Annotated in this window: 21 protein-coding genes; 11 read left to right on the top strand and 10 right to left on the bottom strand. The window is 69.8% G+C overall.

Features of this window, described 5'->3' with window-relative positions; all coding sequences use genetic code 11:
* Positions 1–107: 107 nt before the first annotated feature.
* The 5 genes from AF1_RS08390 to AF1_RS08370 form a co-directional block, all read right to left on the bottom strand.
* Positions 108–590, bottom strand: a complete 483-nt coding sequence (locus AF1_RS08390) for a MarR family winged helix-turn-helix transcriptional regulator (protein ID WP_067794656.1) — start codon at positions 588–590, stop codon at positions 108–110.
* Between the two features lie 130 nt (positions 591–720).
* A complete protein-coding gene (locus AF1_RS08385; protein WP_067794653.1) occupies positions 721–1,650 on the bottom strand; it encodes an NAD(P)-dependent oxidoreductase in 930 nt (309 codons plus the stop codon).
* A gap of 50 nt (positions 1,651–1,700) precedes the next feature.
* On the bottom strand, positions 1,701–2,540 hold the full coding sequence (locus tag AF1_RS08380) for a TauD/TfdA dioxygenase family protein (RefSeq protein ID WP_067794650.1): 840 nt from the start codon (positions 2,538–2,540) through the stop codon (positions 1,701–1,703).
* 162 nt (positions 2,541–2,702) lie between these two features.
* A complete protein-coding gene (locus AF1_RS08375) occupies positions 2,703–3,467 on the bottom strand; it encodes an enoyl-CoA hydratase/isomerase family protein (RefSeq protein WP_067794647.1) in 765 nt (254 codons plus the stop codon).
* A gap of 303 nt (positions 3,468–3,770) precedes the next feature.
* The gene (locus tag AF1_RS08370) at positions 3,771–4,520 is read right to left on the bottom strand and encodes a FadR/GntR family transcriptional regulator (RefSeq protein WP_067794644.1); all 750 of its coding nucleotides are present in this window, start codon (positions 4,518–4,520) and stop codon (positions 3,771–3,773) included.
* A 451-nt stretch (positions 4,521–4,971) separates the two neighbouring features.
* Here AF1_RS08370 and AF1_RS08365 point away from each other — a divergent pair, with 451 nt between their 5' ends.
* Entirely contained in the window at positions 4,972–6,234 is a 1,263-nt protein-coding gene (locus AF1_RS08365) for a cytochrome P450 (protein ID WP_067794641.1), read from the top strand.
* 2 nt (positions 6,235–6,236) lie between these two features.
* Complete coding sequence (locus AF1_RS08360; RefSeq protein ID WP_067794638.1) at positions 6,237–7,208, top strand: PDR/VanB family oxidoreductase; 972 nt, start codon at positions 6,237–6,239, stop codon at positions 7,206–7,208.
* A gap of 108 nt (positions 7,209–7,316) precedes the next feature.
* Here AF1_RS08360 and AF1_RS08355 read toward each other — a convergent pair whose 3' ends face one another.
* The 3 genes from AF1_RS08355 to AF1_RS08345 all read right to left on the bottom strand — a co-directional run bounded on the left by AF1_RS08355 (position 7,317) and on the right by AF1_RS08345 (position 10,500).
* Complete coding sequence (locus tag AF1_RS08355) at positions 7,317–8,312, bottom strand: alpha/beta hydrolase (protein ID WP_255218789.1); 996 nt, start codon at positions 8,310–8,312, stop codon at positions 7,317–7,319.
* 99 nt (positions 8,313–8,411) lie between these two features.
* Positions 8,412–9,500: a zinc-dependent alcohol dehydrogenase gene (locus AF1_RS08350; RefSeq protein WP_067794632.1), complete on the bottom strand. Its 1,089-nt coding sequence runs from the start codon at positions 9,498–9,500 to the stop codon at positions 8,412–8,414.
* Positions 9,501–9,531: 31 nt separating this feature from the next.
* Positions 9,532–10,500, bottom strand: coding sequence for a substrate-binding domain-containing protein (locus AF1_RS08345; protein WP_067794629.1), 969 nt, complete (start codon positions 10,498–10,500; stop codon positions 9,532–9,534).
* Positions 10,501–10,747: 247 nt separating this feature from the next.
* Between AF1_RS08345 and AF1_RS08340 the strand changes: the two genes are divergently transcribed.
* The 9 genes from AF1_RS08340 (at position 10,748) to AF1_RS08300 (ending at position 19,975) form a co-directional block, all read left to right on the top strand.
* On the top strand, positions 10,748–11,893 hold the full coding sequence (locus AF1_RS08340; RefSeq protein ID WP_067794626.1) for an acyl-CoA dehydrogenase family protein: 1,146 nt from the start codon (positions 10,748–10,750) through the stop codon (positions 11,891–11,893).
* A 95-nt stretch (positions 11,894–11,988) separates the two neighbouring features.
* Positions 11,989–12,906, top strand: coding sequence for an alpha/beta fold hydrolase (locus AF1_RS08335; RefSeq protein WP_067794623.1), 918 nt, complete (start codon positions 11,989–11,991; stop codon positions 12,904–12,906).
* 4 nt (positions 12,907–12,910) lie between these two features.
* The gene (locus AF1_RS08330) at positions 12,911–13,225 is read left to right on the top strand and encodes a Dabb family protein (RefSeq protein ID WP_067794620.1); all 315 of its coding nucleotides are present in this window, start codon (positions 12,911–12,913) and stop codon (positions 13,223–13,225) included.
* Complete coding sequence (locus AF1_RS08325; RefSeq protein ID WP_306303157.1) at positions 13,222–14,676, top strand: aldehyde dehydrogenase family protein; 1,455 nt, start codon at positions 13,222–13,224, stop codon at positions 14,674–14,676. The genes AF1_RS08330 and AF1_RS08325 overlap by 4 nt, the downstream gene beginning before the upstream one ends.
* 75 nt (positions 14,677–14,751) lie before the next feature.
* Positions 14,752–15,237, top strand: a complete 486-nt coding sequence (locus tag AF1_RS08320) for a VOC family protein (protein ID WP_084262589.1) — start codon at positions 14,752–14,754, stop codon at positions 15,235–15,237.
* Positions 15,234–15,704 (top strand): VOC family protein, encoded by a 471-nt coding sequence (locus AF1_RS08315; protein ID WP_067794614.1) that lies wholly within the window; start codon positions 15,234–15,236, stop codon positions 15,702–15,704. Before AF1_RS08320 ends, AF1_RS08315 begins: the two co-directional genes overlap by 4 nt.
* Before the next feature lie 219 nt (positions 15,705–15,923).
* Positions 15,924–16,970 carry an ABC transporter substrate-binding protein gene (locus AF1_RS08310; protein WP_067794611.1) on the top strand — a complete coding sequence of 349 codons (1,047 nt, stop codon included), beginning with the start codon at positions 15,924–15,926 and terminating at the stop codon, positions 16,968–16,970.
* A gap of 132 nt (positions 16,971–17,102) precedes the next feature.
* Positions 17,103–18,845: an ABC transporter permease gene (locus tag AF1_RS08305; RefSeq protein ID WP_067794608.1), complete on the top strand. Its 1,743-nt coding sequence runs from the start codon at positions 17,103–17,105 to the stop codon at positions 18,843–18,845.
* On the top strand, positions 18,842–19,975 hold the full coding sequence (locus AF1_RS08300; RefSeq protein WP_131732285.1) for an ABC transporter ATP-binding protein: 1,134 nt from the start codon (positions 18,842–18,844) through the stop codon (positions 19,973–19,975). The genes AF1_RS08305 and AF1_RS08300 overlap by 4 nt, the downstream gene beginning before the upstream one ends.
* 130 nt (positions 19,976–20,105) lie before the next feature.
* On the opposite strand, the gene AF1_RS08295 is transcribed toward AF1_RS08300, so the two are convergent.
* A complete protein-coding gene (locus AF1_RS08295) occupies positions 20,106–20,666 on the bottom strand; it encodes a cysteine hydrolase family protein (RefSeq protein WP_067794605.1) in 561 nt (186 codons plus the stop codon).
* A gap of 72 nt (positions 20,667–20,738) precedes the next feature.
* Positions 20,739–21,506, bottom strand: a complete 768-nt coding sequence (locus tag AF1_RS08290; protein ID WP_165488294.1) for an SDR family NAD(P)-dependent oxidoreductase — start codon at positions 21,504–21,506, stop codon at positions 20,739–20,741.
* Positions 21,507–21,508 lie beyond the last annotated feature (2 nt).

The raw sequence follows: 21,508 nt of genomic DNA, 5'->3' as shown, positions 1-21,508 counted from the left end.
GGGCACCTGTCGCGGCCGGCGCCGCCGCCGCGACAGGTGCGCTGACACAGGTTCGGCGCACCCGTGCGGCGCCCGGCGAGGCTTCGGGTCTGGGTCGAGAATGCGTCTCAGGGCGTCTCGCGCTCGGGCGGGGGTGCCTCGCGCAGCGGGGGGCAGTCGGCCAGCCGGAACATGATCTCGGTGGCCTGCGCCAGCACCGCCCGCTCGGCGGCCGTGACGTGGGCGTCGAGGGCGCGGGCGAGCCATGCCCCGCGGTGCTCGACGATCGAGCGGACGAGATCCGCGCCGGATTCGGTGAGGCTGAGGAGCGCTTTGCGGCCGTCGGACGGATCGGGCCGGCTGTACACGAGCCCCTGCCGTTTGAGGCCGGCCACCGTCTCGGCGATGGACTGCTGGCGGACGTGTTCGGCCTTGGCGAGCTCGCTGGCGGTCGTCGTGCCCGCCTCGGAGATGCGGCCGAGCACCGAAAGCTGGGACATGTTCTGGCCGGTGGTGACCTCGGCCTGTTCGCTGCGCAGGCGGGCCCGCAGCCTGGCGGTCGCGAGTGACAGCGCCATGGCGAGTTCCGGCGTTGTCGAATCGGTCTCCACGCGCCCACCCTATCGCTTTCCTCAGGCGGCCTACGCAGTCTTCCTGTGCATCTTTCGCCGTCCACGCCCGCCCCTGGTCAGCGGGACCATCCGACCCGGGATGTCGAAGAGCGGGCGTGGATCGTCCGGGCTACGAGGTGGCGCACTCAGGGTGCACGCCCGCCTCCCGGAACGGCGGGATCAGTTCCTGGGTGCAGGCCGCGCAGCACGGAACGGGAGGCACGTCGCCCAGTTCGTCGAGGTACCGGTCGCGTTTCTCGATCGTGCCGAGGAGGGTCTGCGCGGCGACGGCCGCCAGCGGAAGGATCAGGCCGGCCTGGCCCCCGGCGGTCGCGAAGGAGGCGACGTCCTTGCGCATGACGAGGTGCGACGGTTCGGTCCCCGGGGGCGCCGCACGCCGAAGACGATCATGGAAGCCCCACCGGCGCACGGCACGCGAGTCCGCGGAGCTGGTGGTGAGGACGGTGCTCAGCGCGTCCTCGGTGAGCCCGTAGGCCCGGACCATCTCCATCGCTTCGATCTCAAGGGCGTAGCCCGCGATGGTCATGAAGTTCACGGCCAGCTTGACCGCCGTTCCGGCGCCCGCCGGGCCCACGTGGAAGATGTCGCGGCCGATGGCCTCGAACACGGGACCGAGGCCGGCCACCACCGCGTCGTCTCCACCGATCATGACGGTGAGGTCACCGGTCCTGGCACGTGCGACGCCGCCGGCGACCGGGGCGTCGACGACGGCCACCCCGCATGAGGCGAGGCGCGTGTGGAGTTCCTGGACATAGGAGGGCGTGACGGTGCTGTGGACGACCATCGTACGGGGCCGCCCCGCCGCGGCAATGTCGTCCGCGACCCGGCTGACCTGCTGTTCGTTGAGGACCACCACTCCGATGACGTCCACCGCCTCGGCCAGCTCCTTGACCGAGGCGGCGCCGTGGCCACCCTGTGCCACGAGCTTCGCGATCGCTTCGGGACGAATGTCGTAGACGTGTGTCTCGATTCCCGCCCGGATGACGGCGGCGGCGATCTGTTCGCCCATGTTGCCGAGACCGATGATTCCGACCTTCACTGGTGGCTCCTGTCCGGTGGAGGCGTTGGGCCGAGGGGCCGGCTCGGTGCTCATGCCGTCCGGCTCCACGACAGCCGGTCGAGGACCAGGCGACGCAGGTGGCGCGGGTTGGAGTCGACCGAGCCCGAGCGGGCGTGCTGCGCGGCGTGGTTGTCCCATACGACGAGGTCGCCGTTGCGGTAGTGGTGCGAGTGGACGTTGGACTCCTGGTAGAGGATCTTGAAGACCTGCTGCAGGAGATCCTCGCCCTCCTCGGAGGTGGGCCCGAGCTCCTTGATGTGACTGGTGTAGAACTCGCTGACGAACACGGCCTTGCGGTCGCTGTGGGGCAGGGTCACCACCATCGGGTGGACGGCATGACGGACGTCCGCCAAGGTCCTTCCGGCTGGGAAGTCGGCCTCCCGGACACGGTTCGACTCCTGCTCGGGGTCGTCGTAGTCGAGGATGTGGACCGCGCTGAGCGACTCGATTCTCCGCCGAAGCTCCCCGGGCAGGAGCTCGTAGGCGCGGACGCCGTTGGCGAAGCTCGTCGGAGGGGACGTCGGTGAGACGTCGATGGCGTAGAGCGACGTCCCGGCACGGGGGCGTTCACGGTAGGCGCCGTCGTTGTGGAAGAGCAGCCGTCCCGAACCGGCCTCCGCGGCGTTCTCCACGGCCTGGTTCGTCATGAACTGGTGATAGGCGCCGTTGTCGAACCGCTGGAGCGGGCCCAGGTAGCGGACGAACCGGTCCTGGTCCTCGCCGCTGAGGCGCTGATCGCGGACGACCAGCAGGAAGTGGTCGGCGAACGCGTTGCGCACGGTCTCGACGTCGCGGTCGTCCAGAGGTTCGGTGAGGTCCACGCCTCGCAGTTCTGCACCCAGCGCGGCTTTGAGCGGAACGACCTCCACACCCGTACTCCTATCTCTGATAAGACTTAACAGAAATAGAGCGTAGGTTGCCGGTGACCCCCAAGTCAACAGGCTGCCTGTGTTTTCGGCGGTCCCTCCGAGCGGGCCCTTGGCCGCCTGGCCGCCGGCGCCGGCATGGCCGCACGCCCGGACGCTGCCGGTTCAGCGTTGGAAGAGCGCCGTGATGGCGTCGGCGGCCTCGGGAGTCGCGGCGGCCCGTGCGATGGAAGCGGTCTCCGCCCAGCCGCTGTCCACCCGTGTCTGCTCCCAGCCCTGCCTGATGAGCCGCTTGGTGTTGCCGAGCGCGAACGACGATCTGGCGAGCAGCCTGCGGGCGAGGGCGTCCGTCGTGGCGGCCAGCTCGGCGTTGTCGCAGACCATGGTGACGATGCCCCATTCGCCGGCCTCGTCCGCGGTCAGCACCCGGTCCAGGAGCGTCATCTCCAGCGCGCGGTGCTCGCCCACGCTCCTCGGCAGAAGGTAGGACAGGCCGCAGTCCGGAGTCAGGTTGACCGCACCGTACGCGGCCAGGAACCGCGCATCGCGGCTCGCCACGACGAGGTCGGCGGCCAGCACGAGCGCCAGGCCGGCGCCGGCGGCCACGCCCTGGACGCTCGCCAGTACGGGCTTCGGCATCTCCCACAGCATCTTCGTGAACGTGTCGACGGCCGTCGCGAGCTTGTACACGTACTTCCCGGTGTCGCCGTCGGCCGCCATGGCGGCGAGGTCGCCACCGGCGCAGAAACGTCCGCCTGCCGCCGTCAGTGTCACGAGATGGACCGACTCGTCGCCGCCGGCCGCCTGCGCGGCGGCGCACAGCGCGAGGGCAAGGTCGAGGTCGAGTGCGTTGGCCGTTTCGGGCCGGTTGAGCCGGATGTAGGCGATCTTGTCGACGACCCGGTACTCGACCGGCGATGTCACGCTCATGCGAACCCCCTCCAGTTCGGACGACCCGGCAGGGCCACGAGGTCGATCGACCATAACAAAACTCCCTACCATAATCATGTTATGGTCCAGAGCTGCGAGCCCGGAAGAGGGAACGGGCGTGGGCGCGGCCGCTCGGTGCGGATTCCAGGGACGCCGAGTTCGACGGCGGTGACCTCGGCCGGCCCGATAAGAGCGGCCTCGTGCCGCAGGGGGCCGGCAAGCCCGGGTGAAGGAACGCCGGGGTTTGCGGCGCCCATGGAAGCGGGAAGCGCCCGCCTGCCAGATGGAGGGAGCCGCTCGGGATCAGAATTCGGTGCGCGTGGCCTGTGTGGCCGCTGATGCCCACTGGACGGGACGGCGTGACAGGTCCCGGTAGGCGGCGACCCACGAGGCCCGGCCCTCTTCGAGGTGGACGCGCATCGCTTCTTCGGCGGCGTCGGGATCGCGTGTGATGAACGCCTTGAGCAGATTGCGGTGGGCGTCCAGCGCGACGGCGCGGTGGGCGTGCGTGAACTGACCGGCCACCACACCGAAGGCGAGCCCGTCCGCGACCGACTCCAGCGCCGCGGAGAACAGTTCGAGCACCTTGTTCTGCGCCGCCGCGGCCACCAGCTCGTGGAACCGGAAGTTCTCTTTGCGGAACAGCTCGCGATCGTCGAGGTTGGCGGCCATCCGCTCGTTGCAGGCGGCCATCTCGGTGAGCGTCTCGTCGTCCATGTTCTCGGCCGCCATCCGCGCGAGCCGGGGCTCCAGCGCCTGCCGGGCGGCGAAGACCTCGGAGAACGGCACGCGCTCGAACTGCAGCAGCAGCGTCAGCGCCTCGCCCAGGTCCGAGGCGCGGGGACCGCGCACGACCGGTCCGCCGTCGCGGCCGGACCTGATGGTGAGCACACCCCGGCTCTCCAGCAGCCGCAGAGCCTCGCGCAGGGTGCTGCGACCGACCTGGTAGGTCTCCAGCATCTCGCGCTCGTTCGGCAGCCGGGTGCCTTCGGCCAGGTTCTCGGACACGATGCGGTTGGTGAGGTCGCGCGCCACGATCTCGGACTGCTTCATCGGCCTCTGCACAGGACCTGCCACGGGGAGCCCTTCTTCTCGGCTGTTCGCCGCCCTCCAGCCTAGTACAACCTCCCTGACATCTGTGACGACCAAATGCAGGGAAAGATCCGCGGCGTTCCGACCCCGTCGGAACTCCCTGATCCAAGAGGATGCGGGTCCGTTGTGGCGTCGCCGGCATCCACCTATACTATGTGCATGGTAACTATACTTGGCCATTGGATGTCCTCGCCGGCCCGCGGGAGAGAGCCCTTCTCGGCTCGGCCACGCCGATCCCGACGCCGATGACGTACCCGCCGGCGGCGCACGGCTTCACGCGGGACCGGCGCGCCGCCGCCCGCCCGGCTCGGGGCCGAGGCGGACCGGACGGAGCCGTCGGACCGTGGCCCACGCCCAGCGAGCAGACAACGTCAACCTTCGGCCGGCCGGAACGCGAATTGAGGAACTCAGCATGAGCCAAGCACAGTCCTGGGATGCGCGGAGCTTCATCGACCTGACCGAATACCGGGAGGTCGAGGAGGTTCTGCGGCGAGGCCGCGACTTCGTCGTCGCGGGCACCAAGGCGGAGTCCGACGAGTTCGTCCATGGCAGCCTCATCGCGATCGACGGGCGCGAGCACCTGAACCGCCGGCGCGCCGTGATGAAGATGATCAGGGCGTCGCAGCCGTGGGGCGCCGAGGGCAAGCTCATCGACGCCGTGTACGCGCACAACCTCAAGCGCGTCCAGGAGACCGCCGAGCCCCGCGACGGGATGATCCATTTTGATCTCATCGACTTCTGCAAGCGGGTGATCTGGCGCGTCACGGCCGCCTTCGTCGGGCTGGACAACGTCGACGACGACGAAACGGTCGCGCGGTTCCAGCGGCTGGGGTCCGACGTCGTCAGCGGCCTGACCGTCGAGTACGCCACCCCCGAGGCGCGCCGGCGGATCCTGGACACCGCCCGGGAGGCGCGCCGCCAGATCCGCGAAGAGATGTTCGCACCCAGCCTCGCCCGCCGCAGGGCCTTGATCCTTGAGGCGGGCGATGATCCCGAGAAGCGCGACGCGCTTCCCGCCGACCTCCTCACGAGCCTGCTCCTGGTCCCCGAAGACGCCCGGCTCGACGAGGAACTCATCTTCCGCGAGATGGTCGCGCTGCTCTCGGCCTCGGTCAACAATCCCGTCTGGCAGGTCGCCTGGGCCATCGACGACCTGCTCACGTGGCTCGCCGACCATCCCGGGGACCGGGCGAGGGTCGGCGACCGGGAGTTCATCAATCTCGCCGTGAAGGAATCGCTGCGTCTGCACCGGGCCTCCCGTCCGTACCTGGTCCGGATGGCCGTCGAGGACACCGTGCTGGAGTCCAGCGGCCGCTTCATCCCCGCCGGCGCCTGGGTCTCCGGCTGGGTCGAGAAGGCGAATCACGACCCGTCGGTCTTCGGTGACGACGCCGGCGTCTACAACCTGAACCGGACGGTCGAGGACCCGAGGGTGCCGCATTTCGGGATGGCCTTCGGCGCCGGGCCGCACGTCTGCCTCGGCCGTCCCATGCTGCTGTGGGAGCAGGGTTCGGAGGAGGCTCAGGGGATCCAGACGAAGATGGTGCGCCTCCTTCTGGAACGCGGCGTCACCAAGGACCCCGAGGGCGTCCAGAAGCTCGCCGGCGTGGAGGGGAGCAGCCGGTACATCCGCTACGACGTCACGATGCCGGTGGACAGGAGCGGGGGGAACTGACCATGGCCGACGGCACCGGCGACTCCAGGCTCAAGCTGATCCTCGACCGTACCGAGCAGGTCGCCGAGAGCGTTCTCCTGCTCGAGTTCGAGGCCGTCGGCGGCGGCCCGCTCCCGCCGTGGGAGCCGGGGGCGCACCTGGAACTGCGGCTGCCCTCCGGGCTGTCCCGCCAGTACTCGCTGTGCGGGGACCCCGCGGACACGAGTTCCTACACGTTCTGCGTCCTCAGGGAGGAGCAGGGACGAGGGGGATCGGTCGAGGTGCACCGTGACCTCAAGGCCGGCGATGAGATCGAGGCTCGCCTTCCCCGCAACCACTTCCCGCTCGTCGACGCGGACGAGTACCTGTTCGTGGCCGGCGGTATCGGCATCACGCCGATCAAGGCGATGGTGGAGGAGGTCGAGCGCCGCGGCGCCTCCTGGCGGCTGGTCTACGGCGGCCGCGCCCGAGCCTCCATGGCGTTCGTCTCGGAACTCGCGGCCCTCGGCGGAGAGCGGACGACCGTGGTCCCCCAGGACGAGGCCGGTCTTCTGGACGTGCCCGGCATCGTGCGAGCACTGCCCGAAGGGGCTCTTCTGTACTGCTGCGGTCCCGCCGGGCTGCTCGATGCCATGACGGACGCGTGCACGGCCGCCGGAGTCGCCGACCGGCTGCACCTGGAACGGTTCACGGCATCGGGGGCCGCTCCGGCGGCGGGCGGCGAGGACACCGCGTTCGAGGTCGAGCTCGCGGCTTCGGGCGTGACGCTGACGATCGCGGCGGATGAGAGCATCCTGGAGGCGGCCCAATCGATCAGGAGCGACCTGGGCTTCTCGTGCCAGGAGGGCTACTGCGGCAGCTGCGAGACCCGGGTGCTCGCCGGGCGGCCGGATCACCGGGGGACCCTCATGTCGCCCGAAGAGCACGACGAAGAGGGCACGATGCTGATCTGTGTGGGCCGCTCCCATACACCGAAGCTCGTCCTCGACCTGTAGGACTCCAGGCCCCGCCGGACCGCGGAGCCCGGCCGCCGGGACAACGGGCGGCCGGGCTTCCGGCGTCGCGGGCCCCGCCCCCGGGACGGGCGGCAGCGGCCCTGGTCGTCAGCGATCGGCCAGAGCGAGCACTTCCCCGGTCACCAGTTCCGGGAGTTCCTCGGCGATGTAGTGACCGGCCTCGGTCTCGCGGACCGTCATGTCGGTGAAATACCGCGCATACTGCTCGGCGAACGGGTCGCCACTGGGCAGGACCCCGTCGGCGTGTGCGGGGAAGCGGGCCGCGTACTGCTTCCCGTAGATCAGCAGCGACGGCCCGTGGAACCGCTTGTGACGGTCCTCGGGACCGAAGTCATGGAACTCGTGCCGCCACGGGTGCGCGTCATAACCCTCGTGGTGCAGCCACATGGCCGCCACCTCCCGCTCCGAGAGCGCCTGGTAGCGCTCGCCGTTCGGTGCGTCGGGATCCGCGATGACCCGGTGGAGCGGCATGGCGTAGCGGTAGTACTGGACGGCGTTCGCCCGCGAGGCCGCGTCGAGGCTCGCGACGTAGTGGGCGATGTCCGCGTCCGAGAAGAAAGGCACATCGCGCTCGGGTTGGGTGTTGCCGTAGGCGTTGCCCGGGCGATCGCCCAGGACGGTGCCGGCACGGCCGCCCAGCCGGACCTCGATCATGTCCGCGGCGTGGGACGCGAGGAACGCCTCGGGCAGCGGCTCCGCCTTGAACCAGTACGGGTGGGGGATGTCGGGGGAGATGACCGTGCAGGGGGAGTCGATGAGTCCCAGGCGCGTGAACATCGCCGGATGGTCGATGGCCGCCTTGAAGGCGATCAGACCTCCCCAGTCATGACCGACCACGGTGACGTCGGACAACCCCTCGGCAAGGCAGAACCGCCGGATGTCCTCGGCGAGAAGGGCGCGGCTCACCCGGGTGCCCGGCTTGTCGGTCCGGCCGTAACCGCGCGTGTCCACCGCGTACGTGGGATGGCCGTGCGCCGCCAGGGCGGTGACCTGATGGCGGAACGCGTGCGAGGTCTGCGGAAAGCCGTGGATCAGCACGATCGGCACCCGGGGCCGGCCGATGCCGGCGGCCAGGGCGTGCATGGTCAACCCGGGGGTCCGCACGAAGATCGATCGGAGACCTCCCCCGGCCGGACCGATCGGCGCCGATGCCGTCCGCACGCCGTTCACTCCTCTCGTCCGTCAGTTCTGGACGCGCACCTGCAGCGGGCGCGCCGGGTCGGCCGAGGCGAGCGACTCGATGGCCGCCGCCGCATGGTCGAGCGGATACGCCCGCGAGGGGACGGCGTCCAGGTTCCAGCCGCCGTCGTTCAGTGCTCGGACGGCCAGCCGAAGAGATCGCAGCCCCTTGCTGTGGGGACCGGTGACGGTGAGCCTTCGCCGGGCGATCAGGTCGATCTCGAGTTCGAGCCTGCGACCCGAGCCCTTCAACCCGGCCAGGACCAGCCGCCCGTCCCGCTTGAGCGCGTGGAGGCCCTGCTCGACCGCCGACGTCGAGTAGGGCGTGGTGTCGACGACGACGTCCACGGGCCGGCCGAGCGCGTCCCGCAACTCGTCGGGGTCGTCGGAACCCGTCTCGTAGGTGTCATGGATCCCGAACCCGGCCGCGAGCGCGAGCCGTTCGCGATCGCGGGGAAGGCCGACCCAGGTGACGTGCTCGGCACCCGAGTGGACCGCGACGAGCGCACAGGCGAGGCCGCGGGGGCCCGCGCCGAGGACGGCCACCGTCGTTCCGGGGCCGACGCGGCCGGACTCGACCGTCCACTGGAAGCCGTTGGCGAGCGGGTTGTGGAACGCCGCGGCGGCCGGCGTGACGTGCTCGGCGAGCGGGATGAGCGTGGCACCCGGCGCCAGGTACAGGTGCGTCGCCATTCCGCCCCACAGTCCGGGCGGCTCGTCGGGGGAGACGGTCCCGTAGGAACGAGAGCGGCAGTCCCCGCCCGCCGCGCAGTCCGCGCACCGTCCGCAGCGGATCGCCGAGTTGACGACGACCCTGTCGCCGACATCGACGCCGGAGGCACGGCGCAGTTCCTCCCCCAGCGCGACGACCCGGCCGACAGGCTCGTGCCCCAGCGTCATCGGCATCGGATAGCCGTCGAGGGCAGCATCGTAGAACTCCGCGTCGGAGCCGCAGACACCGTTGACCTCGATCGCGAGGACTCCGTCGCGGGGTCCGACCGCGGGGATCGGGAACTCGCGGATCTCGATCCGCCGGCGGCCGGTGAGCACCGCCGCCCGCGCGATCGGGGCGGTCGTCGTTTCCGTGGTCATGATGACTCCCGGGGAGGGGCGGCGCGACCGCTCATGCCGGCTCAAGCGGCAGGAAGAACTCGTTGAGCGGCAGGTCGTCCCAGAGAAGGCCCTGCTGGTCCATGTAGCGCATCAGGGCGTCGAGCGTGGGCGCGTTCGCCGCCAGCCCGTACGGCCAGGGGTCCCCGCCCATGAACCGGGTCTGCTCCTCTGCCGCCTGCAAGGCCCACGGCAGAGTGGAGTAGGCGACGCCGGTCGACCACAGCCGCTCCTGTGCCCGGCGTTTGCTCTCGTCGAAGATCGCGAAGAGCCGGGGCGCCAGGGAGCGGTCACCGTCCAGGACATCGCGCTTGACCACGAGCACGTGCATCACCGGAAAGACGCCGGACTTGGCGAAGTACTCGCGCTCCTCGGCGAACGGATCCTCGAAGAGGCGGCGCACTCCGGGCGCCGGCGGGGCGACCCCGGCCCCGATCCAGGCATCGATGTGGCCTGAGAGAAGGTGCCGCTGCGGGGACCGTCCCGGCGGCGCGGCCACGATCTCGACCCCGGACGGGTACTTCACCGCGTCCTCGGTCAGTCCGGTCGCGGCCCGGTGGGTGATCCATCGCACGTCCCCGGGCGCCAGGCCGTACTCGTCCGCGAAGAGACCGCGCAGCCAGACCGCCATCGTCATCCCGTACTCGGGCAACCCGATGCGCTTGCCCCGCAGGTCGGCCGGCGTGCGGAGGCCGGAGTCCCGCCGCACGTAGATGTTGGAGTGCCGGAACGCGCGCGAGACCCACACGGGAAGCGCCACGAGATCGCAGGCGTCCCGGAGGCGGGATCGCTCGGTCATATAGAAGGACACCGACATCTCGCCGCCGGCGACGTCCGGGGAGTCGCGCAGGGCGGCGAAGGCGTCCTTGGGGCTGGCGAGCGTCTCCAGCTCCAACGCGATCCCGGTGCGAGCGGCGACCTCCGGCACGTCGGCGAGGCGGTCGTAACGGCCGCCGAAGACGAACTTCAGGGACCCGCTCATCGAGCGGGGGCCCGTACCGGCGCGGGGCGGCGCTTGATCGGGTGATTAATCATAGTTACCATGCTCATATTATAGAGACCTGACTCGGCTCGTCGTCAACGTGCCGGACGGGGCCGCTGGACGTTGACACGGCGCTGGGCGGGTGCCGATGAGCGCCGGCTCGCGTCCCCGTCCCCTCCCGTTTCCGCCGAGCCCGGTCCCGCCGCTCCGCGAATGACCGGACCGCCCGTTCGAAAGGCAGGACACCGTGAGCACTTCCGCCGAAGAGTCCGCAGCGCTGGTGGACCTGGTGTCCTCGTTCGCACGAGACGTCGTGGCCCCGCGTGTCGCCGGCTACGACAAGGCCGAGGAACTGCCCCGCGACATCCTCGACCGCATGCGCGAACTCGGGCTGTTCGGCGGGACCGTTCCGGTGGAACTGGGCGGCGCCGGTTTGGACCACGTCACGTACGCGGCGGTCATCGAGGCGATGTCGACCGCCGACCATTGCCTCGGTGTCCTGATGAGCATGCCTTCCGCACTCGTCGGTTCGGGCCTGCTCGACCACGGCACGGCCGAGCAGCAGAAGAGATGGCTCGTTCCGCTGGCCGCGGGCGAGATCTTCGGATGCGCGGGCGTCACCGAACCCCAGTCCGGCAGCAATGTGGCCGCGATGGAGACGGCCTACCGCCGCGACGGCGACGGGTTCGTGATCAACGGCGCCAAGACGTGGATCACCAACATCGACATCGCCGGCTTCATCGTCACCTTCGCCACGCGCGACCGCGCCCTCGGACGCGCCGGAGTCAGCGCGTTCGTGATCCCGATCGACACTCCGGGCCTGTCCACCCATCCGTTCAAGGACAAGCTCGGCTTCCGTCCCCTGTGCAGCGGGGAGGTCGTGCTGGAGGATGTTCGCGTCGGTCCCGAGTGCCTTCTCGGCGAAGAGGGCGAGGGCTACCGCATCGCCATGGGAGCCGTCGAGCGGGGCAGGCTCTCCGTCGCCGCACGAGCGGTCGGCCTCGCACAGGGCTGCCTCGACGACTCGATCACATATGCGCGCGATCGGGTCATCGCCGGGACGCCCATCGGGAACCACCAGCTCATCCGGCAGAAGCTCGCCGACATGGCCACCGGGATCCAGGCCGCCAGGCTCCTCGTCCGCCGGTGCGCAGAGGAGATGGACCGCGGCTCGCGCGCGCGGACGGAGGCGAGCATGGCCAAGATGTTCGCCAGCGACGTCGCCCAGCGGGTGGCGACCGAGGCCGTCCAGATCCATGGCGCCTATGGCGTCTCCCCCGAGTTCCGCGTCGGCCGCGCCTACCGGGACGCGAAGGTCTTCCAGCTGGTCGAGGGCACCAACGAGATCCACCGGCTCCTCATCTCGCGCGCGCTACTGAATCCCCGCGGTTGAATCCCGCGGCTCGCGGCCCCCGCCCCTGCGGGCCGCGAGCCGCGTCATCCCTCCGGCACGCGGGGCCCGACTCTCCCGCAACGAAAGGCAGCGATATGGCACCCAGCGACACCATTTGGGTCGATCTCCTCGGCACCGCTTTCGAGCAGCGCTTCTATGACGTCGGCGGTGTGCGCACCCGGAGCATCGAGGCGGGCGAAGGCGCCCCGATCGTGTTCCTGCACGGCGGCGGCGGACACGCCGAAACGTGGGTCCGCAATCTCGGGGCGCACAGCCGGGACCGCCGCTGCTACGCCATCGACATGCTCGGCCACGGCTACACCGACGCTCCCGAGACCAGCGACTACACCACCGCGGAGGTGCTCGACCACGTGGTGCGGTTCCTTGACGTCGCCGGCATCGACAAGGCCGACTTCTGCGGCGAGTCGTTCGGCGGGCGCGTCTCCGCGTGGATGGCGATCAAGCATCCCGACCGCGTGAACAAGCTGGTCCTCAACACCTCCGGCGGCCTCCCCGCGACCGGGGGACGGCAGGCCGAGGACGTGGGCGACCTGCTCGCGCGCACGACCGCCTCGCTGCGGCACACCACGGACGAGGCCGTCCGCTCCCGGATCGCGTGGCTGTTCGCGGACCCCGCGCAGGTCCCCGAGGAGTTCGTGCGCATCCGGCAGGCGATCTACGCGCGACCGGGGATCAAGAAGTCCCTCACCAAGCTGTTCGAGAAGATCTTCGATCCCGAGGACGCGCGGAACTACTGGCTCACTCCCGAGCGGCTGAACCGGGTGCAGGCCCAGACGCTGGTGATCTGGAGCGACCGCAATCCGATCCACTCGTGGGAGGACGCCCGCGCGGGGTTCTCCCACATTCCCGACGTGCGGTTCCACCTGATCAAGGAGGCCGCCCACTGGCCGCAGTTCGAGCAGCCCGAGGAGTACAACCGCGTGCAGGTCGGGTTCCTCCGCGGCGAACCGGCGCAGAGCGCCCAGCCCGCGGCCGTGACGAGTGCGGGGTGAACGGATGTTCCGCCATGTGGTCCTGATGACCTGGAAGCAGGCACTCGACGAGAACCAGGCGGCGCGGGTGCGTACCGCACTGGACGACCTCGGCGCCCGGTCGCCGGACGTGCGGTCGTTCAGCCACGGGCCCGACGCGGGCGTGCGGCCGGGCGGCGGTGACTACGCGCTCGTCGCGGACTTCGACGACGCCGGCGGCTGGCGCGCCTACAGCGCTCATCCCGCGCATGACGTGGTGCGCGAGGTGATGCGCGGGCTCGTCGCGTCCCAGGCCGTCGTCCAGTTCGAGTTCACCCCCGCCGGGGAGGGTGCGGCGTGAACCCGGTGGGCCGCGCCGGCGGCCAGTTCATCGGCGGACGCTGGGAGCGCTCGGCCTCGATCGGCCGGATCTATGTTGAGAATCCCGCCACGGGCGAGATCCTCGCCCGTGTCTGCACGGGGGATTCCGCGGACGCGGAACAGGCGGTCAGTGCCGCCCGGAGCGCGTTTCCCGGATGGTCGGCGACTCCCCTGGAGACTCGCGTCCGGATCGTCCGGGACGCCTGCGCGCGGCTCTCGAACGAGGTGGACGATCTCGCCGAGCTCATCTCCAAAGAGGTGGGGACGCCTTTGCCGGTCTCCAGGGCCGCCCAGGTCGTCCGGCCCATCGAGGTGCTCGGGTCGCTCTGCGACGCGGCCTCGGAGGTCGCCTGGTCCGAGCGGATCGACAGCACGGTGGTCGTGCGCGAGCCTCTGGGGGTGGTGGTGGCCATCACCCCGTGGAACTTCCCGCTCCACCAGGTGGTGGCCAAGGTCGGCGCGGCGTTGCTGGCCGGCTGCACGGTCGTCCTCAAGCCGTCCGAGCTGGCGCCGTTGAGCGCCTACGCGCTGGCCGACGCGCTGCACGACGCGGGCCTTCCGGCGGGAGCGCTCAACGTGGTGACCGGTCTCGGCTCCACCGTCGGAGAGGCGCTGACGGCGCATCCGGACGTCGATGGCATCTCGTTCACGGGGTCGAGCGCGGTCGGCCGCCAGATCGGAGCGGTCGCCGCGCGGTCGGTGAAACGAGTCGCCCTCGAACTGGGCGGCAAAGGCCCTTCGCTGGTGCTTCCCGGTGCCGACACCGAGACCGCGGCGGCGGCGACGGCCGCCCGCTGCTTCACCAACTCCGGCCAGGTGTGCGCGGCGCTGACCCGTCTCATCGTCCCTCGCGATCAGGTCGGCCCGGCCGAGGCGGCACTGGCCGCCTTCGTGGAGGCCCAGCGGATCGGCGACCCGTTCACCGAAGGCGTCACCGTCGGCCCCTTGATCTCCGCCGCGCAGAAGGAGCGGGTCCTTGCGTTGCTGACCCGGGGAATCGAGGACGGCGCGCGCGTCGTGGCCGGCGGTCCCGGCGGCCCGGTGCCCGGCGGCGGGCACTATGTGGCTCCGACCGTTCTCTCCGATGTCGATCCCGCCATGACGATCGCCAGGGTGGAGGTCTTCGGACCGGTGCTGTGCGTGCTGGCCTACGACGACGTCGAGGAGGGCATCGCGATCGCTAACGACGGCGAGTACGGCCTCGTCGGCGCGGTCTGGGGCCCGGACGCCGAGGCCGCCGAGGCGGCCGCCCGGATGCGCATGGGAATGGTCGGTGTCAACGGCGGCCGTCTCAACGTCAGGGCTCCGTTCGGCGGCTACAAGCAGTCGGGGCACGGCCGCGAGTTCGGAAGGTTCGGCATCGAGCAGTTCCTGGAACTCAAGTCCGTCAACTTCCCGTCCGCCGACCGGATCACGTGGTCCACGCCCTGAACTTCCCACCCGATCGCCCAGCGATGTCGGCGCCCCGTCTGGACGAGAGGGCTCCGCTTAGATAATCTGCATACCATGAACATAGTAGCGCCGACCGCACGGCAGATCTGGCATGCGGGATTCATCGTGGACGAACTCGAACCCGCCATGGACGAACTGTCGGCGGCCCTCGGCGTGAAGTGGGCGGACCTCCACACCGTCAAGCGGACCCTTGAGGGCCCCGGCGGAGCCGCGTGGGAGCTGGACACCCGCGTGGTCTTCTCCCTCGACCTGCCCCTGTCCATCGAGCTGATCGAGCCCTCCCCCGGCACGCCCAACGTCCGCCGGGGCGATTCCGCGTTCCACCACCTGGGCTACTGGGCGGACGACCTGATGGCCGAAGAGCGACGGCTGGCCGACCTGGGCCTGCCGTGCGTCGCCTTCCTCGCCGACCAGACCGAGACCGCGCTGCGGCGGATCCTGATCACCCAGGGTCCCTACGACGTGCTGCTGGAGGCCACCAGCACGCTGACTTCGCGTCCCGGCCTGGAGCACTTCTACCCCAACGGAGGATCGCGTTGATCTGGCACATCGCCTTCGCCCTCGACAACCTCGAAGAGGGAATGGAGCGGTTCGGCGCCGCCCTCAACCTCGACTGGCTCCCGGTGAAGCACTACGTCGGAGAGTCGGTCGACCAGAACGGCCGGCCCTACACCCTCAAGACCCGCCTGACCTTCGCCACTGCCGGGCCATGCGCGCTCGAACTGTTCGAACGAGTGCCGGGCACACCCAACGAGCCGGCCAAGGGCACGGCGTTCCACCACATGGGCTACTGGACCGAGGACCTGTCCAAGGAGCGCGAGCGGCTCGCCGCGTGCGACTGGCTGCACCGGGGCGGGCCCACCGAACCCGACTCCCGGGCGGCGTTCTTCGCGAGCACGCTCGGCATCCTCATCGAGGGCTGCAACTCCACCATCGAGCGTCCGGGGCTCGCAAAGTACTACCCCGGCGTGGCACCGGGCATGAAGCAGCCGCATCAGGGCGGATGATAGTCACTTTTAATTCGTTGTTCGTCAAGCGGCGGCTGGCCGCACTCCGCCGGGCTTGGGGGTCGCCTCATGAAGCCGGGCGTTGCCGTCAGGGGGTAGGGGGCATCGTCCCCCTCGGTCGTGAGAAGCCGGCAGGTTGTCACCCAATAGTTGACAATCATGATTAGAATAAGCAGAATGAAGTGTCGGTGACCTCCGTCTCACCCGCAGGAGCCCCCCATGACCTCACTGATCCGTCGTGCCGCTGCGACGGCGCTCACCCTGGCCGTCACCGGAGCGCTGCTGGTCGGCTGCGGAGGCGGCGCGGCCGAGGACGCCAAACGTCCCCGGGACCCCGACCAAGCCGCGTTGTTCGACAAGGCCGTCGACGAGAAGGCGGTCTACGTCTACTCGAACCTCGAAGAGGTCCTCAACAAGCGCCTCAGCGACGGCTATGCCAAGGCCATCGGCCTGCCGGTGACCATCGAGAAGATCGCCAGCTCCTCCATCAACACCAGGTTCGCTTCGGAGGCCGAAGCCCGTGCCGTGCGGGCCGACATCCTGGTCAGCGCGGACTGCTCCTTCGTCAGAGCCCAGGTCGGCAAGGGCATCGTCGTGGCCATGAACAAGGCGAACGTGCCCGGCTACGAGAAGTACCCAGAGAACTTCAAGCTCGACGGTGGAGCGGTGCCGTCGATCCAGACGGCTCCCTACGGCATCGGGTACAACACGGACGAGATCAACAAGGCCGAAGCACCGACCACGTGGGACGACCTGCTCGATCCCAGGTGGAAAGGCAGGATCCTCATGACCAGCCCGAAGGGGTCGGCGACGCGCGTCCAGGTGTACGACTTCCTCCTGGAGAGCCGCGGCGAGCGGTTCCTGCGCGACCTCGGCGCCCAGGCTGCACGCTTCTACCCCGACACCGGCCAGGCCGTGGCGGCTCTCGCGGCCGGTGAGGGCGCCATCCTCATTCCGACCGCCGGTCAGGTGACCGGGGCCGGCGCCAAGAAGGGGGCGCCCCTTGCCTTCAACCTTCCCGAGGACACCACAGGCGCCCCGCTGTGCGCCGGATTGAGCGCCCAAGCCCCGAACCCCAATGCCGCCCGCCTCTTCCTGAGCTACCTGCTGTCGAAGTCCGGTAGCGAAGCGGTCAACGGAGTCGAGGAACTCTACACGGCGGGGCCGTTCGACCAGGGCGTCAAGCTGGGAGAGAAGTACAAGCAGCCGGCCACGGTGACCGAGGAGACGGCCGCCAAGGTCGGCGCGGCACTCGGCACCGGCTGAGCGCCGTCCGCCCTCGCACGGGTTCCAACGGCAGCGGGCGGGAACGCTCGGGCGTTCCGGCCCGGCGGGCGTTCTCGCCCGGCCGCCGCCCAGCCGCCCGCACCGGCCGACGAGCCTCCGAGAGAGCCCCACATGAACGCAGCCGCATCGAGAACGCGCGCGACGCGCCGGCCCACCCCGTTCAAGATCGCTTCGCTGGCCGTCATCACCGTGGTCGCGGTGGTGGTCGCCTATCCCTTCGTGCGGGTCGTGTGGCGCCTGTTCTGGGTGGACGGCGCGCCCAGCGTCGATCCGGTCGAACGGGCGTTCACCGCGCCGGGCGTCGGCGAGCTGGTCCGCGACTCCACGCTCATCGTCGCTGTCGCGGGGGCATGCGCGGTCGTCATCGGCTCGTTGCTGGCCTGGCTCAACGAGCGAACCGACGCCCGGATCCGGGGCATCACCGGCATCGTTCCGCTGCTGCCGTTCCTGCTTCCCTCGATCGCCATGGCCATCGGCTGGACGCTGCTGCTCTCCCCGCGCGCGGGCCTGCTGAACGTGTGGCTTCGAGACCTTCTGGGCCTGGCCGGCATCGAGATCGAGACCGGCCCCCTGAACATCTTCTCGATCCACGGCATGATCTTCTGCTACTTCGTCGTGCTCGTGCCGTACGTCTTCCTGTTCGTCTCCGCCGGACTGCGCAACATGCCCGGAGACCTCGAAGAGCAGGCCCGTGTCGCCGGCGCCGGCTCCGCCGGCACGTTCTGGCGCATCACGCTCCCCGGCCTCAAGCCGAGCATCGCCGCGGCGTCGGTCATCGTCGTCTGGTTCGGGTTCGCGATGTTCTCCATCCCGCTCATCATCGGCACACCGGCCGGCATCGACGTCCTGACGGTCCGGATCGTCCGCCTCATCAACTTCACCTATCCGCCGCGGACCGACCTGGCCGTCTCGTTGAGCCTGTTCATCCTGGTGATCGTCGGAGGCGCCTGGGCTCTCCAGGTGCGCATCATGAAGAGCGGGATGTTCGTCCAGGCCGGTGGTCGCGGGGCGCACGCGAGCACGGTGCGCCTCGGACGGCTGCGATGGCCGGCCCGCGCCTTCATCGCCGGCTTCCTCGTCGTCTCCGGCATCCTGCCGGTGCTGGGGCTGCTGATCACCGCGCTCAACGGATTCTGGACCCCGAACATCCATTGGGGCGACCTCGGATTCGACTCCTTCCGGCGGGTCTGGGAGGACGAACTGACCGTTTCGGCCTTCGGCAACAGCCTGCTGCTGGGTGCCGTGGCCGGCACGGGCATCATCCTGTTCGCCGCGCTGATGGCGGTGCACGTCCGCCGCGACGGCGGCGTGGTCACACGCCTGCTGGAGGCGGCCATCCGGCTGCCGATCGTGGTCTCGGGCTTCATCGTGATCGTCGGCATGATCCTGGCGTACTCGGGGCCACCCTTCGAGTTGCAGGGCACGTTCGTCCTGTTCGTCGTCGCCTACATGGCCACGTCCATCCCCCAGGCGTCGATCGTCTCCGACGCCGCGGCGGCCCAGGTGAGCGACGACATGGTCGAGGCGGCGTCGGTGTCGGGCGCCGGAGACGGCCGGATCTTCGGCCGCGTCCAGCTTCCGCTCATGGCTCCCGGACTCGTCGCCGGCTGGACGCTGGTCTTCGTCAACATCACCGGCGACATGGAGGTCGCCTCGATGCTCGCCTCCAGCCGGCAACCCGTCGTCGGATTCCAGCTCCTCGACACCTACAACAAGGGAGAGTTCGCCGATCTCGCCGCCATGGCCCTGATGCTCGTCCTGATCACGACCTTGTGCGTCCTGATCGGAACCGGCCTGGGCAGGCGGCTCTCCGGCCGCTCCGAACGCCGAGTCAGGACAGCGAGGAACAAGTGAGCAAGGTGACCCCCGCGCGGCCTTCCCCGGACCTCCTGGTGGAGATCGAGGACCTGCACAAGTCGTTCACACGGCGAGACGGTCAGACCGTGCCCGCGATGGACGGGGTGTCGCTGAAGATCGCCCAGGGGGAGTTCGTCGTCCTGCTCGGGCCCAGCGGCTGCGGCAAGACGACGCTGCTGCGCTGCCTCGCGGGTCTCGAAGAGCCCGATGGCGGGGAGATCCGGATGCGCGGCAGGACCTACTTCTCGGGCCGATCGCGGGTCTTCGTCCCACCGGAACGACGGAACCTCAGCATGGTCTTCCAGTCGTACGCGCTGTGGCCGCACATGACCGTCTACGACAACATCGCGTTCCCGCTGCGCCACCGCAAGGTCGCCAGGCATGACATACCCGGGCGGGTGGCGCGTGCTCTCGAGCGGATCGGCATCGGGGATCTCAGGAACTCCTACCCGTCCCAGATAAGCGGGGGGCAGCAGCAACGCGTCGCCTTGGCCAGGGCCCTGGTCACCAACGACGAACTCGTCCTCTTCGACGAGCCGTTGTCGAACGTCGACGCGAGGGTCCGGGACGAACTGCGGTTCGAGCTGCTGGAGATGCAGCGGGAGATCGGATTCGCGGCCGTGTACGTGACGCACGACCAGGGCGAGGCCATGGCGATGGCCGACCGGATCGCGGTCCTCGGCGGTGGCAGGATCCGGCAGCTCGGCTCGCCTCGGGACGTGTACACGCGGCCGGCCTCCCTGGAGGTCGCGACGTTCATCGGCACCGCGAACAAGATCCCCGGCACCGTCCTGTCGGTGGACGGCGACGGGCAGGTGATCGCGGACACGCCTCTCGGGAAGGTGTCGGCGACCGATCGGGATCGCGCTCTGGCGGTCGGTGACGAGCTGGTGCTGATCTGGCGTCCGGAAAGCGCCACGGTGGCGCCTGAGGCACCGGCGGATTCTCCCAACACCTGGCTCGCCTCAGTGGCCGCCTCGGTGTTCGTCGGTACGCACACCGAGGCCGATCTGTCCGTGGGGCCGTTGAAGCAGCGCGTGTGGAGTGTGGATCGCGACCTCCCCGCGGCGGGCAGTGAGGCTTACGTTTCGGTGCCCGGCTCGAAACTCCTCGCGTTCCGCATCTGAAGCCGGTTCGACCCGCGCGGCACTCGAAGGGCCCACGCACGGGGTGCGGGGGTTCGATCCTCGCCGACTCGGCGGACGGCATGTGAAGGGCCCGGCCGAAGAGGCCGGGCCCCGCCGCTGCGGTTCGTGGTCAGAGGGAGGCGGCCCACTCCTTGGTCGATACGACATCGGCCTGGCCGGGGAAGACCTTTTCCATGAGGACCTGGTGGACCTCGTCGTCGGTGTCGGCGCACGCGTCGGACAGAACGGTGATCTCGAAGTCGGCGTCGCCGGCGTGGCGGACGGTCGACAGCACGACACCGCTGGTGACGACGCCGGCGAGAACGAGGCGGGAGACGCCGAGCCCGGTGAGGATCGAGCCGAGGTCGGTGCCGGCGAACGCGCTGATGCGACGCTTGGTCACGATGATGTCCCCGGCGTCGCCGCCGAGGGCCGAGTGCACCTGGGTGGTCGGTTCGGTCTCGACGAAGAGGTCGCCGTACCCGGAAAGGGGAGACAGGCCCTTGTTGGAGGGGTTCACCTCCGGGTAGCCCGAGCGGAAGGCGACCCGGACGAAGATGACGGGAACCTGCGCCCGGCGGGCGGCCTCGACGGCTGAGACGGCCGCCGCGAGGGCAGGGCTCTCATCACCTCCGACGGCCTGGAGGACGGCGGGTTGAAAGTCCATGACGAGCAGAGCCTGGTCACTCATGTGTGCTTCCTCATGTTGTCGGGGGTCGATGTCTGCGGCGGGTTCGTCACGACCGTGCGGCGGGAGCGGTGCTCACCCCAGGACGGGCCCGGCCTCCATGCCGCCGTCGACGAGCAGATCCGTGCCGGTCACCCAGGAGCTCTCGTCCGAGGAGAGATACAGGGCCGCGTTCGCGATGTCGCGCGGCTGCCCGATGCGGGGAATGGGCATCTGCTCGAAGAACTCGGCCGTCACGCCGGCCGCTCGCGACATGGGCGTGTCGATCTGGCCCGGCACGATGGAGTTCACCCGGATGCCGGTGCCGGCGAAGTCGAGGGCCGCCGTTCGCACCAGCGAGGACGCCGCGGCCTTGCTGGCGGCGTAGGGGCCCATGGCCTTGCAGGCGAAGGTCACACCCGCCATGGACGTGACCACCACGATGGCGCCCCGGCCTCCCCGCCGCATGCCGGGTGCGACCGCCTGGATGCCGTTCAGGGTTCCCATGACATTGACCTCGAAAGCGGTCCGGAACTGCTCGGGGTCGCCCGTGTCGACGGGACCGAAAACCATGATCCCCGCCGTCTGGACGAGGATGTCGGGTTCGGCGCCGAACTGAGCGGTGCACGCCTCGACGGCGTTCCGCCACTGCCGGGGGTCGCGTACATCGAGCGCCGTGTACCCGGCGGCGGGCCCCAGGGACTGGGCGACGGCCTTGCCCTCGGACTCGGGCAGGTCGCACACCATGACGGAGGCGCCTTCCGCCACGAAGAGCCCGGCCACGCCTTGGCCGATCCCGCCCGCGCCTCCGGAGACGATCGCGACTCGACCGTCCAGGCGGCCGGCGCCGTTCCGCGAGCTCAATT

It is taken from the genome of Actinomadura formosensis NBRC 14204 (assembly GCF_001552155.1).
Lineage (GTDB): Bacteria > Actinomycetota > Actinomycetes > Streptosporangiales > Streptosporangiaceae > Spirillospora > Spirillospora formosensis.
Note: the sequence above shows the minus strand (reverse complement) of the source record. Positions and strands in the feature narration are given on the sequence as shown.